This is a genomic window from Actinoplanes oblitus (genome assembly GCF_030252345.1).
In the GTDB taxonomy this organism is placed as follows: domain Bacteria; phylum Actinomycetota; class Actinomycetes; order Mycobacteriales; family Micromonosporaceae; genus Actinoplanes; species Actinoplanes oblitus.
Window position 1 is genome coordinate 540,531 of sequence record NZ_CP126980.1, and the last position, 14,996, is coordinate 555,526.

Annotated in this window: 8 protein-coding genes; 2 read left to right on the forward strand and 6 right to left on the reverse strand. The window is 66.3% G+C overall.

The features are described from left to right. Positions 1–4 precede the first annotated feature (4 nt). From pglX to Actob_RS02460, 6 genes are all read right to left on the reverse strand, one after another. Positions 5–3,568 carry a BREX-2 system adenine-specific DNA-methyltransferase PglX gene (pglX, locus tag Actob_RS02435; RefSeq protein ID WP_284918336.1) on the reverse strand — a complete coding sequence of 1,188 codons (3,564 nt, stop codon included), beginning with the start codon at positions 3,566–3,568 and terminating at the stop codon, positions 5–7. Next, a complete protein-coding gene (gene pglW / locus Actob_RS02440) occupies positions 3,565–7,752 on the reverse strand; it encodes a BREX system serine/threonine kinase PglW (RefSeq protein ID WP_284918337.1) in 4,188 nt (1,395 codons plus the stop codon). Before pglW ends, pglX begins: the two co-directional genes overlap by 4 nt. Positions 7,753–8,095: 343 nt before the next feature. Then, entirely contained in the window at positions 8,096–11,188 is a 3,093-nt protein-coding gene (locus tag Actob_RS02445) for an AAA domain-containing protein (protein WP_284918338.1), read from the reverse strand. 459 nt (positions 11,189–11,647) lie between these two features. Next, entirely contained in the window at positions 11,648–11,992 is a 345-nt protein-coding gene (locus Actob_RS43955; protein ID WP_407653543.1) for a helix-turn-helix domain-containing protein, read from the reverse strand. A gap of 123 nt (positions 11,993–12,115) precedes the next feature. After that, complete coding sequence (locus Actob_RS02455; RefSeq protein ID WP_284918339.1) at positions 12,116–12,454, reverse strand: tyrosine-type recombinase/integrase; 339 nt, start codon at positions 12,452–12,454, stop codon at positions 12,116–12,118. Further along, complete coding sequence (locus Actob_RS02460; RefSeq protein ID WP_284918340.1) at positions 12,343–13,347, reverse strand: site-specific integrase; 1,005 nt, start codon at positions 13,345–13,347, stop codon at positions 12,343–12,345. Before Actob_RS02460 ends, Actob_RS02455 begins: the two co-directional genes overlap by 112 nt. A 9-nt stretch (positions 13,348–13,356) precedes the next feature. Here Actob_RS02460 and Actob_RS02465 point away from each other — a divergent pair, with 9 nt between their 5' ends. Both Actob_RS02465 and Actob_RS02470 read left to right on the forward strand, forming a co-directional pair. Beyond that, positions 13,357–13,830 (forward strand): WXG100 family type VII secretion target, encoded by a 474-nt coding sequence (locus Actob_RS02465; protein WP_284918341.1) that lies wholly within the window; start codon positions 13,357–13,359, stop codon positions 13,828–13,830. Further along, positions 13,823–14,995 (forward strand): putative T7SS-secreted protein, encoded by a 1,173-nt coding sequence (locus tag Actob_RS02470; RefSeq protein ID WP_284918342.1) that lies wholly within the window; start codon positions 13,823–13,825, stop codon positions 14,993–14,995. The genes Actob_RS02465 and Actob_RS02470 overlap by 8 nt, the downstream gene beginning before the upstream one ends. Position 14,996 lies beyond the last annotated feature (1 nt).

The following is a 14,996-nucleotide window of genomic DNA, read 5'->3' on the forward strand; positions in this document are numbered from 1 at the left end:
TGCCCTACCTGGCTGCCCTGCGGCCACGCCGGGCCGGTTGCGGCCGCCACGCGGCAAGCTGCTCCCGGGTACGTTCGACCTGCTGCATCCGCTCGTCGAGTTGCTGCCGGACGGTATTTGCCGCCGACTCGCCGCCGTAGAAGTCGTCGGCCTCCTGATGCCACTGCTCCACCCACGGCTGCAGCTCGGACAGCCCGGCAACCAGGGGAATCAGACGCTCGTCGGGCCAGCCGTCCGTCTCCCCCTGAATGATCAGTTGATCGAGTGCGAACGCCTGCTGAGCATGATCCCAGCCGGCCCAGCCGAGCACCGGCGATGGGTCGGTCTCCCGCGTGGTGTCCGGGTAGAGGATGAAACGCTCCTTCGGCACGTCCAGCTTGCCGCGGTTGTCCCAGTACTCCTTACGGAGGAAGTCCGCCGAGGTGTACTTCGGCGGCACCGGGATCGGATCTTTCAGCTTCTCGCCAGCGTCCTCGCGGCGTTGCATCGCCCAGGTATCTTCCCAGGCTGCTCGCTTGCGCAGCCCGCTCTCCTTGTACCGATAAGCGGCCAGATAGGGCACCGCCTCCCGGGCAAGCAGCTTCTCCAGGCTTGTTGCGACGGGCACGTCCGGCCGCCCCTCCCAGAGCGTCAGCACGGAGGCCATGTCCGCATCGCGCGCCACGTCGTCTGCGAGCTGCGCGACACTGCGGGTCATCGGAGCGCCACTGTGGTCGAACCATAAACGCCGGTCCTCCAGCCGGTCCAGCAGCCAGGCGCGCAATGCGCGCTCTTCCTGCTTCTCCCACGGCTCGGCGGCCCACCTGCGCTTGTTCTCGGGTCGCTCCAGCAATTTGAGGTACGGGTGAGACGCGATCAGTTCAATCCGGCGCTGCACGAGTTCCCGGTACGCGGCCGGCCAGTGCTGGGGAATCTCCGTGAGCGGCGTCGACCCGTGTCGTGCGAACCAGGCGGTCTGCTCCTCGCCGTCGCGCATCCGCCACGCCAACACGATCTCGAACGCCCGCTCGCCGAGCGCCAGCTCAGGCAGGTCATCCCCGGCATACGTCAGGTCCTCGTCAACAAGCCCGTAGAGTCGGTAGACCTCCCAGTCCAACTCCTCCTGCTGGGCAATCATCTGCGCTCGGGTGGCGAGGTAGCCCTCATACGCTTCCTTCAGCGCCTCGCGCACCGGTATGCCAGCCTCAACTACCGCTTGCGGAGCCAGTTGAGAAAGCCGCTGTGCCAGGTTGTCGAGCAGCCGCCCTCGACTCACCGGCCGAGATGGCAGAGGGAAATCTTTCATCGTCGTGCCGGTGAATTCGTAGAACCGCTCCCAAGACTCTGCTTTAACGCCCTCGTTCACTCCCTGACTGCCCTTGTCGTGGCTGTTCTGCTTGAGCCAGAAGCAGGCGGTAGACGAGTTCAGCACCCCAAGCAGCGCCAGGTGGTCGTCCTCCGTCGCCCGCTCGGGCAACTTAATCACTGGAGCAGTGCGGTTCGATAGAAAGCCACTTCTATTGAGAGAGAAATGGTTGTGTGTTGCCACGAAAGCGAAGAAGATCCCGAGCGGATTGGCCAGCTTGGAGCTATAGCACTCAAGATGCACGACCCACGGAACTCCGCGATCGGCAATGGACTGACCGAAGATCACGCGCTCCCTGAGCAAACTCCGCATCGGCCAGAGAATTCTGGTAGCTAGATCCGAGTCCAGCGAAATCGGGTTCTCTGCGAGCATGTCTTTGTAAGGCCACCACACGACTTCACTGCTGACGGTGAAATCTCGTGCCAGGTCGCCGACGACGATGCCACGCGTTGATTCGGTCAACCCGAGCGCCTTTGCGCGAGCAGCGGTCGTGAAATAAAGATCGTCTGCTCCGGTAGCTGTGGTCCTTCCCACGCTGCTCACGGACTTGCCGAGTACACGCGCTGAAGAAGCCGCGATCGCCTCGGCTACGTCCCCCGCGCCTCCTCCACTGAGCGACCATGGGTGAACCGCCAGCGTCCGCCGTAGCAAGTCGGCCACAGTAACCCAGTCGTCCGTATGCCCGGGCTCATCGACATACTCGGTGATTGCCGCCCAGACCATGCCCTTCGCGGGAACTTCTGGTCGGCTGGGCTCGCCGCGCACGCCAAGAATGGCCCGTACCGTTTCACTAGTAGGGCGGTGATTCCGACCCACCAAGATCACCGTTGGAGTTCCGTGACCTGGAATATAAGCGCCGGAGGTGTCCGCTACTAGCCGCAGGTCCTTTGTCGGAAAGAACTTCTCGATCAGTGGCGCACCGAATTCTCGTTTCATGAACGAGTTGCTGGTGATCTGACCGACCCAACCAGCCCGCTCGCCCGACTTCGCAAGCGCGAAGAACCGCTCCATGAATGGCACGGTCAGCGCATACGTGCCCTTGAGGTACTTGTATCGGTCCCGGTAGGCGGCGTTGAGTGCCTTGTCCTTGACCGTGATGTAGGGCGGGTTGCCGACCACCACGTCGTACTGGCCGTTGTCCAGGATGCGACGCAGCGCTGCCAGGTTCTCGGTGGGATAGGCATGGTTTCCGGCGGTCCGGTCAGCGTGGTGCTCAGCGCCGTAGTCGAATTCCTGCTGGTCGAGGCCGTGCAATAGTGAGTCCCCGGCGGCCAGGTTTAGCTTGAAGACAACTGGGTTCCCGGCGTCTAGCGAGGTCTCTCCGGCCGCTTGCAGCGCCGCGATCGTCAACCGGAACCGCGCAATTGCCACCGCGAAGGGGTTCAGGTCGACGCCGTGGATAGCGTCCAGTGCCTTCTGCACCCGGGCACGCGGCACCACCCCTGCCGCATGTTCCTCCCATCGCTCGCGCAACCGCTCGAACGCACCCAGCAGGAAGTGCCCCGACCCGCACGTTGGATCGATTACCTTGAAACCTTCCAGTGGCCGCTCCTTCAGTGCGGGTTCCAAGGTCCGGTCGAGGATGAACCTCTCTACGAAATCCGGCGTCTGCAGCAGCGCGTACCGTGACTTGGCCTCTTCCGATAGATCTTGATAAATGTCGCCCAGGAATCGGGTGTCAAGTTTCTCGTCGCGGAGGTCGCGGCGCAGCTCACCGGCCTCGTCGCGTTCGCGCCAGAAGGCGAGCAGCCGCCCTGCCGCGTCACCGGACGGGGTGATTAGCCAAAGCGCTGACGTCTCGTCCACCAGCTCACGAGCAGCCGGCAGCCCGGACAGGTAGTCAACGGCTTTCAACAGCCAGTCCCGGTCCGTCGGATTCTCGCCGGCCTGCGCACGCGTACGCATGAACTCGCTCTGGGCATTGAGCGCCTCGGCCCGCCGGGCCGGCGGCCCGGAGATCCAGACTGGCTTGATCAGGCTGTTGTCCTCCGCGAAGCGGATGAAGACGGTGGTCAGCACCCAGGCGACCGCGGCCTGCGTGATCCGCTCGCTGGACCATTCCTCCCAGGAGATCGCGGTACGCCCGACCGTCGACGCGTCTTTCCACTGGCGATCCCAGGACTTCTTCACGTCCGGTAGCGCCGCCAACCGCTGGCGCAGATCCTCCTCGAGGATCTTCACCTCGGCGCGCAACTCAGCGGTCAGTGTGGCACCGGCGCTCATACATTCTCCTTCTCAGCGGCCGACGTGCGCAGCCATTTCTCGTCCAGTCGCAGGAACTGGCCGCCGTGCCCGAGTCGCAGCGGCACCCCGTCCAGCAAGGCACCGCGCCCGTCGTCTGGCAGCAGCAGCCAGACAGCTTGCGAACGCTTCGCCGTCAGGTCCGCCAACCGGGCCAGCACCTCGGTGTGCTCGTAGCGGGCCAGTGGAGCCGCCTCCACCAGCAGCACTGGCCGGGTACCCGCCGATGCCGCTGCACAGGCGTCGGAGATCGCGGCCTCAACGGCTGGCACGGCGGCGCGGACCAGTGCGCTGAGACCCTGGGCGGGGCGACTACCCGGCTCCGCGGCATCCGCGGCGCGCACCGCGTCCCACGGCACGCCGCGACGCGTACTCTCGGCACGCAGCGCCTCCAGCAGCACCGCGGTGACATCAAGAACATGCGCGCCGTGCCGCCCCGCCAGCGCGGCAGCCGCCGCGTCAAGCCGCAGCGGCGGCACGCCCAAAGCGAGAAAACCCCTGCTGCGTACGCTCTCCGCGAGCCGTACATCCTCGGCCGACCCGGCGGGCGCCGCGGAGGAAACCGGCACGCTGGTCACCGCGGTCCGGCTGGCAAGGGTGGTGTCGGACGGGCGAGATGGTACGACGTACGCCTCGCCGTTCCACTGCAGCGGAACCCCGGCCCGCACGACAACACCGTCGAGCTGCGGCCGGCCGGGCAACGTCGGCAGGTCGGGGAATCGGGCGCGTACCCGATCGACCAAATCGTGCACGGTCAGCTGTTGTGAAGGGGCGAGGCCACCGAGTGCATTGCGGACCGCGACCGCCGCGTCGAGCTGCCGGTCGTGCAGTTCGCCCTGCCAGGAGGCGCCGGCCCGGGTTGCCAGGCGGGCAGCCAAGCGGACCAGCCGGATGTCGTCGATCGCCGGGGCTTCGGTGGGCCACACCGGTCGGAGCCGGGCGGCGGCTCGGCTTACCGGGATGAGGTCTTCTCCTGTGGTAACTGCCGCGGTAACCAGCTCGTCGGCGCGCTCGCCGAGCAGATCCGCGACTTCCAGCAGTACCGGGGTGGTGGCGAGAAGCTGCGTGCGGCCCTTTCGCCGACGCCGCCGCACGACGGGGGCGCGGTCACCGCCGCCACGTTCCACGATGTCAGCACGGTCCAGCGCCAGTTTCAGCAATCCGGCCACCAGGCGACTCGTCTCCGCCGTAGCGCTTTCGGCATCCCAAGCCGCTACGACGTGATCGACGCCGGCGACGCCACCGAGTCCCAGCAGGAGCCGGTGAGCATGGCCGAGAACGGCGTCCAGCCGTCCCCTGGCCTCGTCGTCTGCAGCCCAAGCTTCCTGCATTGCCGACAAAGTGAGGGAGACCTGCGGGCCACCATTCATGCCCAGTGGCGCAGCCAACTCGGCGAGCGGTGCGAAGACATCCGACGGGGCCTCGGCCTCTCCAGGCAGACCGAGAATGCGACGAGCCACTCGCTGCCGGGCCGGCGTGCGTGCAACCCGAACCAACAGATCGGCTGTCATCCGCACGTCCGCGGTGAGCCCACCCACGGTCGCGGTCGGCTCCGGAACGGCTGCAACCTTCACCCCGAACCGGCTGCGCCACTGCTTGGCCCGGCTACGCACTTCCTTCCGGGTGGCGTCGGCGACGCCGGCGAGCCGGGACAGCCTGCCGGGGTCAACTGCGGCTAGGTCACCGGCAGTCTCCAGGCGCAGCGGCTCGAGTGCTGAGAGGGCACGCGCGGACAGGCCAGACTTTGCCAGCGGGGTGGACGGCTGTGCGGCCGCGGCCACCTCGTCCGCGTCGTCGGGCAGGCTCGTGGTCTCCACCGGGAAGACAGCACGCCAAGCTGCCAGCATCTCGGCTGCGGTGTGGAACCTCTCCCGCGCGTCGCGCCGCAGCGCCCGTCGGAAGAATCCAACCAACGCATCAGCGATACTGAAGTCGAAGGCGGCGGGCTCGATGGTGGCTTCATCGGGGATCACGGCCGGGTTGGTCCGCCCGTCACCGAAGCGGGGAGCGTGCCCGGTGGCCATCTCGAACAGGGTCACTGCGGCGGCGTACCGCTCGGCGGCCGAATCCCAGGTGGGGCGCAGACCCGTGCCGAGGAAGGGGTCGAGATAGGGCGGGGTACCTGCCTCCACCGCCGAGGCTCCGGCCCGCGACAACGAGAAGTCGAAGAGCACCAAGTGCTTGGCCCGGTCGCCCCGCTGTTCGCGTACGCCAAGATTTGCGGGTTTGATGTCGCGGTGATCGATGCTCGCCTTGTCCAGGGCGACAAGCGCCTGCAACAGGTCGGTGCCGAACCGGTCGAGCAGGTCGATGGAGAGCCGCGGCCGTTCCCGCAGCACCTCGGCGAGCGTGGTTTCGCCGGCGCTTTCCAGCAGCAGGGCGGTGCGCTTGCCCACCTCCAGCGGAGTCTTCTCAATCAACCGGATCAGCCGCGGATGCGGTGGCAGCGAAGCCAGCACCTCGGCCTCGCCACGCAGCCGGGCCGCTGCCGCGTTGTCCGATGCGACCTTAAGCACACGGCGCTCGCCCCCGGCCGCGCGGTCGCTAACCAGAAGGCCAGTGGCCGTCGATCCGGAGCCCAGTCGGCGCAGCAGCTCGAATCGCTGGCCGAGCAGCATCCCCGGTGCGGCGTCCAGAGGATCGTCGACCGCGTCCGCGGTGCTGGCGGCTACCTCCCTGTCGACCTCGTCCAGCAGCCCGAGGAAGGCCTGCACGTCGGCAAGACGGTCAGTGACCGCCGGACGGGTGGCGCGCAGGACCAGTTCCCGCAGCCGCGGCGGCACCTCCGGCACGTCGGCGACCAGGTCGAGGCCCCGGTCACGGGCCACCCGCTCGCGTAGTTCCACCTCGTCAGTGGCCGGCGCACGGCCCGCGACGACGTGATACGCCACTGCGCCCAGGGCGAAAACGTCCAGGCGGATGCGGTCAGCCGAGCGATCCCAGCGCCCCTCGGGGGCAAGGTAGGCACGGCTGCGCTGCGCCACCGGATCAACCGCCTCACGGCCCTCCATGACGGCGAAAAGCCTCGTCGCGGTCGGGCTCGGCGTGCTGCTCCCCGGAGCGTCAGCACCCGCCACCTGCCAGTCGCCGAGCCGGATCTCGATCTCGTCGGAGGTGCGCGACCGCGCCAGCACGGCCACCGGCGACAACCCGCGGTGCACCACGTGGTGGCGGTGTGCATAAGCCAACGCCTCGGCTAGCTGGCGGATCATCCCGACCCGCTCGTGCAGCGACAGACGGTCTCCGTGGTCGTTCAGCCACAGGTCAAGGCGATCGAAGGCATCGTCGCGGGGGTAGACCAGGCCGACGCCGAGCTCGTCCTCCACCAGGTCGCGGGGACGCAGGATGGCGTCGTGGTGCAGCCGGCTGGTCAGCGCATACTCCCGCTCGGCCAACCGCAGCGTGCTGCGGCGTTCCTCGTCGGAGGCGCCGGTTTTGCTGACGAAGAAGCGGATGCGCGCCTCGTCACGCCGGGCCAGCCGGTGCTCGGCGGGCCAGTCTTGCCAGCCGTCGCCCTCGGCCAGCGGCTCGCCGACGATCCGCCAGGAGCCCACCTCATGTTCCCGGCGCAGCGCGAAGCCGATTCGCTCGAACAGCTGAACGAGAAGATCGTCGTGCTCGATCAGACCGGCACGCTGACCCGGCAGGGCCGGCTCCAGCACCCGCTGCGCAATGCTGGGCAGGCCGCTGCGGTGTTCCGAGCCGTCGAGACCGAACAGGTCCGTCGCGTCGGACGGCGGCAACGCGCACCGGCCGTTTTCGGCGTGCAGGAAGACGGAGTGCTGCACGTACGGAATGTGCCGGGGGTCGAGGTTCGGCTGGAGCTGACGGAGAGCGTCGGTGATGACACCCTTGAGTCGTTGCGCCTTACGGCGCGCCAGCAGCAACGGGGAGTCTTCGCTGCGGCCATTACGCTGCCACCGGTAAGCGTTTCCGGTGATGGTGCCTTGATAGTGCTTGAGCTCGATAAGGTGCAGCCGACGTTCGCCGAGGACAAGGGCATCGATCTCATACCATTTGCCGTCGCGGTCGCGGAACTCGAAGTTCGTCCACGCGCGGAACGGGCCCCGGTCGGGGAGTAGCTCACGCAGATGCGCGAGGCCCTCCCGCTCGTGCGGGAACTCGGATGCGGTGACCTCACGCCACCGCGGACTGTCTGCCCGCACGTCAGACCTCCCTGCTCGACTGCAGTGACCCATCTTGCCAAACGTCCCAGCAGGTAGTCGCACCCGACTCGGCAGATGACGGCGGCGAGATGCCTTGCTGCCTAACAATGGCAACAAGGCTCACACTGAGCGGCCGAACAGGGGATACCCTTCCGGTGAAAATCGACCGCAAGTTTTTTGAGCTCCCCGACTACTGGCGCCTTATGCCGCCTTGGCCATGGCGAACTGGCCCACACCGCCGGAGAGGCCGCAAGAGCCGGGAGCCAAGGAAACCTTGCGTGCGAGTCTGCGATTCGTACGCCTGTGAACAACTACGTGAAGCTCAGGCCGTCTGACCTGAACGCTAAGGCGAGGCTGCACCCCGAGCCGCTGGTCTCGAGCCGAGGACAATGTCTTGCGTCCAGCCGCCCCGCCCGCTTGGGGTCCGCTTCGGGCATGTCTCCGCGTAGCACCGCCAGTACCATTTCCCGTTGCGTCGTCGGCGGAGGTCCACTCTAGAACTTCCGCATGCACCGCATGGCGGCTGGCGGGAGAAGTCGGCGGAGTGTTCGTGCTCGAGGAGCTTGCGAGCGAAGTGTGCGCCACGCATCGCCACCATCACTTCGCGGGTCCAGCTCTGCGACAACACGTTTAGGCTTCCTAGCAGCGTCATCTGTTCGTCGATGACGACGATCTTCTGGTGCATTACGTTGACCTCGACGACGGTGTGAAGGACGGCGCGGAGGTCGGCCAAGAATTTCTGGTGCTTCGGCTCGCCCTGCGTCTTGTCGCCTGGGTCACGGACGAAAAGGGTGATGCGCACGCCCCGGTCGACAGCGTCTTGCAGCAGCGGCAAGACGGACTTGACCCGGTTGGTAGTCCAAGGCGCCCATAGCCAGATCGACTGCCGTGCAGCGGCAATGTGATCAGCGAAGACATCAAAAAACGTCTGCTCGTCGTGGATGTCCTCGACACGGACATGCTCGGCCAGGAGCTCGGCTAACTCGCCAGTGAAAGATCCCGCAAGGTGCGCCAGATCGTCGTCTGGGGTCGACGTCGGAGCGACCAGATGATTGGCGTGGATTACCCGGGCACGCTTCGTCCGGATGAGTTCAGCGATGTATCCGAAGGGCGTTCCCACCGCAGCGTCCTCGATACGTTTCCAGCTCCCGATCAGGTAGAGCCGGTGTTGGGTTCGAGTGATTGCCACGTTGAACAACCGGATCCCATCCCGCAGGAAGAGGTTCTTGGTGAGGCTGGCCTCGGCCATCCAGCGGGTGTCGTATTCGTCTTCAACCATGTCGAAGATGACGATCGGGAACTCGCGCCCCTGGAAACGGTGGGCTGTACCCACCTCGGTGACAAGGGAACTCCCAGTCTCGTGATCTCTGAGCGCTTCGAGTGTTGCTTCGACCTGCCGCCCGTACGGCGTCACGATGCCCGTTCGCTCCCCGCGGCTTTGGTGGAAGTCGGCCAGCACACGAGCAAGGAGTGCGCCGGCGGGCCACCAGCCCTTGAATGGCCCGTCGCTTCGCACACGCCCTATCTCCCCAAGACCGTCGACATTCACCAGCAAGATCTCCGGGTCGCTCTCGACATGGGGCCGGACAGACTTGCCAGCTTTGAGGCGGCCATCGTAGGCAACCGCATTGGCCAGCCCCATGATCTGCGGTCCGAAGCGATGCTGCACATCGAGCATGGTGCAGCCGGGATGCCGGTCGGCGTCGTTCGCGGAGGTGATCCCGCAATGCATGAATACGTCCGGAATCAGCCACTTCTGCACGTCAGATCGGTCCGTCTTGCTGACCTCTCTGTTGTCGATGATGGCACCGAGCTGCATGAAATCGCCGAAGAGAACGGCTGCCTGGCCCGCGCGAGATACCGCGAGCAGCACCTCGGGAAGGTTCGCGGCGCCGACCTCGTCGACCAGCACGACGTCGTACGGTCCGTCCATGAGCGGTTTACTAATCCGGAGCCGGGCAAGGGTGGTCGCGACCAGGCGTGCGCTACGGATGATTTCGCCTTCAGCATCTCGGCTCAGCCGCGTGAATTGCTCCTGCACCTTGGCGTACTGGGCTTCGAGGCGCCCCCAGTCACCTTCGGAAGCGTTGAGCCGGGTGCGCAAGACACGCATCTGCGCATCGAGAGTCACCAGATTCCGACGGTCTGCGTCGGCGACGAATGCGCGCTGTGCGTCTGTCGGCGATGCGGCCTCTGCGGCGAGGAGACGCTGCTGGGCACTGTCGCGACTGTCGGTGATCTCCTTGACCAAGGAAGCCGACCGTTCCAATTCCCGACGTGCCTCCAACAACGCCGTCTGAGCATCCCGGAGGTCCGAGCGACTGCAACCGGCAGTGGTCGTCAGCTGCTCCTTTCGGACCTCGAACCGGTGCTGTTGGCGCTTTACTAGATCTTTCGCCTCACGCGCCCGCAGAGTGGCTTCCTGCGCCCGCGCCACGGCCTGTTCCTGGTCGGCTGCCAGCTTCTTCAGCCGGCCGCGATCACGGATCCGCGGAAAACGACGAGTGCCTACGAGATCACAGATTTCGGTGTCGATCAGGTCCGCCGCATGGCTAGCTTGCAGGCAGCGAGCAGCTTGACCGTCAGCGGCCGTAACGAGTTCCTCAATCTCTCGCTGGAGACGGTCGATCTCCGAGTAGGCCTGGCGAGCCGGCTCGAGAGCAAGCCACCGAGTCTCTGCATCGTCGTGAGCCGCTGTCGCGTCCGCTAACCGGAGCTGCGCGACACGACGAGCCTCCTGGCTCTTCGACAGGTCAGATGCCAGCTGAGGAACCGCGGCAGCGGCAGCCGCAGCACGCCTCGCACTGTGATAGGCGTCTGGATCGAAGCCATCAAGCTCTCGCTCCAGGCGAGCCAGTTCGCCTCGCTCTCTCCGGATCTCCACCAAGCGTTGCTCGATGCCGGCGCGTTCCTGACTGACCGCCGTCAGCCGCCGCTCGACCAGCACCGGCAAACAAACCTCGGGGTGTTCGAGAACTTCGGGATGATGCGGTGGGCCGACCCGGAGCAGGTGGCCTTGACGATGTCGTTTGCTTTTCACCGCGCCGAGCAAAGCGTTGTCCACGGCGATGTTGGTCGCGGAGACGAGCAGGACCCTTTTGCCGTCGCGGACCAGCGCATCTATCGCCTCGGTAAGTACGCGGGTTTTCCCGGTTCCGGGTGGGCCCCACACGAGATGGACTCCGCGCCCGCGACATGCTGCAAGGGCCGCGTCCTGGGCGGGAGTGAAGTCACTGACGTGCGGCGGATGGCTGGGCGCCGGAGTAAGCCGCCCTGCTGCAAGATCATGTGCCAGGCCGGCCTCTTTCAGCCCGGCGATGCCCTCCTTGAGCTTGACGAGCAGCCGGGTGGGCGGCTGTTTGCTCTGCCAGAGTTGCGGCTCGGGCAGGTCGATGAACTCGGGAACCCGGAATCGAACCGTCTCGCCTTCCTGCACAGCCTCAAGAACTGCGTACGACGGTCCGGCCTCAAGGCCGTCTGGGCCGGCCAGCCGAAGCGACTCAGTTTGATCGATGCCAGTAAACCGCAGGCCGCGTAGGTCTACTGAGTACCAGCCGGGTTCCGTTGGGCGCGCTCGGCCGAGCCGAAGCGGTCTGCCTACTCTGTTCGGCCCGCCTTCAGCGTTGATCCAAAATTCCAGTGCGCTACACACAAAGTCACGCCAGTCCGGCAAGAACCGACCCCCATCGCCTCTACGCCACCCGCCGCGACACTACCTGGTGTAACCAGATGAGCACTAGCGTGTATCGATGGGAAGGATGGGTGACGCGCCAAGCAAAGCCGGCGAGAACAGGGTAGGCGTTGCCACCCAAATGAGCGGCTGTTAACTCACGTCGTCCGCAAGATCGGACGTTGCACCATAAGCGCTATTCCGCGCGCTGGCGGGCCGGCGACCTCACGGCCGCGGGAGCTCACCGGCTCGTCCGGCCAGGTCGCTGAGGTAGTCGGCCAGGTCGGCGTGTCGGATGCGCCGCAGCCGCCCCATCCTGACGCTGGCCAACCGGCCGTTCCTGATCAAGTCGTAGACCGTCGTGCGGCCGACCCTCAGCAGCTTGGCCGCCTCCTCGACGGTCAGCACCGGCGATTCCGCGTCCGCCTGGCGCGGCGCTGGCGGCGCACCCGCCTCGGGCTGCACCGGTCGGGCCAGCAGCGCCGCGATTCGCAGCCGCTGGTCGAGGGTGAGCGATTCGGCGGCGGCAGCCAGCTGCTGTATCGCCCACTCCACGTCATTGCCGGCCACCCGACCGAACCTAGTCAGGCCCGGAGCCGTCATCGACAGGTGAACCCCTTGTGGGGGACCGCTCCCGGCTAATTGCTCGCCGAGGCTCCGCTTGGCCGGAGCCTCGGCGTGCCGGGGGCCGGCTCAGGCCGCGGTTCGTCGTTTGGCTTTGATGCGTTCGGCGACGGCTCCGGCGGCCTCGTGGTGGAGCTCCTTGGCGACGCTTTGGTAGGTGTCGCGGGTCAGGGTGGTGGTGGAGTGGCCGAGTTGTTCGGAGACGACTTTGATGTCGATGCCGGCTTCGAGAGCGATGGTGGCGGCGCCGTGGCGTAGGTCGTGCAGGCGGATGGGTGGGAAGCCGCCGCGTTTGATTAGGCGGCGGAAGCGCTGGGAGACCGAGTTGGGGTGCCAGGCTCGGGGCCGTCGGGGTGGACGAAGAACAGGCCGGTGTCGGGCCAGGTGGAGCCGGCGGCGAGTTGCCATTTCGCGCGTTGGGCTTTGTAGGTGGTGAAGAGGGCGACGGTGTCGGGGTCGAGGATGACGTCGCGGTTGCCGGCTTCGCTCTTGGGTTTCTTGTGGTGCAGCCGGTCGTCGCCGTGGATGGCGATCTGGTTGATGATGCTGATCTCGGCTTTGCGGAGGCGGACTTCGGCGTCGAGCAGGCCGCAGGTTTCGCCGCAGCGGGTGCCGCGGTAGGCCATGAGGTGCAGCATCGGGTGTAGGTCGGGGGCGTGTTCGGCGGCGTAGTCGAGGAAGTCGGCGAGCAGTTCGTCGGTCCAGACCATGACCGGGCCGGGGACTTCGCCGGTGGTCTTCCAGCGTTCGACGCGTTCGGGTTCCCAGACGATCGGCCGGACTCTGGGGTTCGAGGTCTTCACCAGGGCGGCCGGGTTGGGGACGCCGGCGATGATGCCGTGCCGCAGCGCGTCGTTGAAGGCTTTGCGCAGGGTGGCGCGGATCCGGGATCGGGTGGCGGCGCCGGTGGGGCGGCGTCCGGCGACGCTTTTGCGTACGGCCGGGTCGGGATCGTTCTTCTTCGCGAGCAGTTCCTCGTTGCGTTCCTTGATCTTGCGGACGAGGAGGTGGATGTGGTGCGGGCGGAGCTGGTCGAGGACGACGTCGCCGAGGTGCGGGATGAGATGCGTGGTGATGTTGCAGGCGTAGGTCCGGCGGGTGTTCTCGTCGACTTCGACGTCTTTGACCCAGCTCGCCAAGTATTCGGCGAGAGTGGGGACGCCGGCGAGCGGGCTGTCGGTGCGCAGCCGCTGCCGGACGGTCTCCAGGCCGGGTAGGACGCCGATGGTGCGGCGGCTGTTCTGGATGAGGTCGGCGATCTCGGTCAGCTGCTTCTTGTTCTTCCCAGCGAGTCCGAGCAACTGCCGGACGTGGTCGATCTCGGCCTGAGCATCGTCGCGGTCGGCGAAGCCGGTGCTCGGCCGCAGCTGGCGGCGTTTCCCGTCGGTGGTCAGCGGAAGTTCGAGTTGGTAGGCCCATTGGCCGTAGGTGGCATCAAGTGGCAGCGGTCGTGCAGGATGAATTCCATGGACGGTCCTGGATTTCATGTCGACATCGAGTCACTGGAACAGGCCAGCGGTGGCATCGCGCGCAGCGTCAATGATCAGGAGAAACGCCGGCTTGAGGATGTCTATGCCGGGCCGGAGGCATACGGGGACGTCAGTGTTCACCGGGCGATGAAGCACTTCTGCGACCGCTGGAACGACGGGCTCGATCTGCTGGTCGAGGACGCAAAGAAGATCAGTGACATCCTCGGGCGAGCGGCGGCGGCCTATCGGGCCGTTGACAATGCCAATGCGGCAAGCCTTCGCGCTGACCCGGGGACGCAGGTCACCGGTGGCTGAGCTTGGCGAGACGCAGAGCGCGACGGAGCTCGTTCCGGGCAATCCTGCCACCGTCCGTGCCAATGTAGGTTCCCTTCGGGCCCGTGCGGCCGGCGCTGAATCAGCGGGTAATGGTCTGATCGATATCGACACCGGCGCCTGGGTCGGCAAGTCCGGCGACGCTTTCCGCGAGAAGTTCAGCTACGAACCCAACAAGTGGTACGACGCGGCCAACTCGCTACAGACCGCGTCTGATGCGCTGTCAACTTACGCCGATGTCCTGGAGTGGGCGCAGAAGCAGGCCGGAGAAGCGATCCGCCTCTGGGAGGAGGCTGAAGGGCGCACCAGCCAGGCCAAGCAGGAATACGACCAGGCAGTCGCGCAGGCGGCGCCCGGTCAGGGAGTCGCGCCGTTCGTCGATGCCGGCGAGCCGGGGCGACAAGCTGCGCGAGATGTCCTCAACTACGCGCGAGAGCAGGTGAGTGGCGCTGGCAGCCAAGCGGCAAGCTTCCTGAACAACGAGGCGGCCGCAGCACCCCAGAAGTCATCCTGGCTCGATGAGGCAGGAGACCTCCTGAAGGACGTCGGTGCCGACGTGGTCAACATGCTGGCCTCGATGGGTAACGCGGTGATCCACCATCCGGGCGAGGTGGCGACGGCGGCAGCCGGCATCGGGCTGATGCTCCTGAGTTCCGGAGGCGAAGGACTCGGCGTGGCACTCGACGCGACCGGCGCAGGCGCCGTCGCCGGAGTTCCGCTCAACGTCGTTTCGGCCGCAGGCCTGGCCGCAGGCGCCACCATGACGACGGCGGCCGGGGCATCGCTGATGCAGCATGCCGCAAGTGACGACGCGGTCTCGCCGGTGCAAGGCAGCCAACCACCACGAAGCGTTCCCCGCAAGACCGACCGGTTGAAAGAGCACCTCACCGAGAAGGATCTTGACGGCGCGCGGCGGGAACTTGATGGGGAAGTGGTGGCCCGCAAGTCGGACGGCACGCCGTGGGACCATGTCGACGAGGTCCGCAATGCCCAACGCGGCCTGATCAACCGAATTCGGCAGTTGAAACGCGAAGTCGGCGACGCTCGCCTGCCCGAAGAGCAGCGCTCCGCCGCACAGGATGAACTGGGCGAGGCCAGCCGACTGCTGGATCACTCCGAGCAGTTCGTACCGCGGGTCACCAACTGAG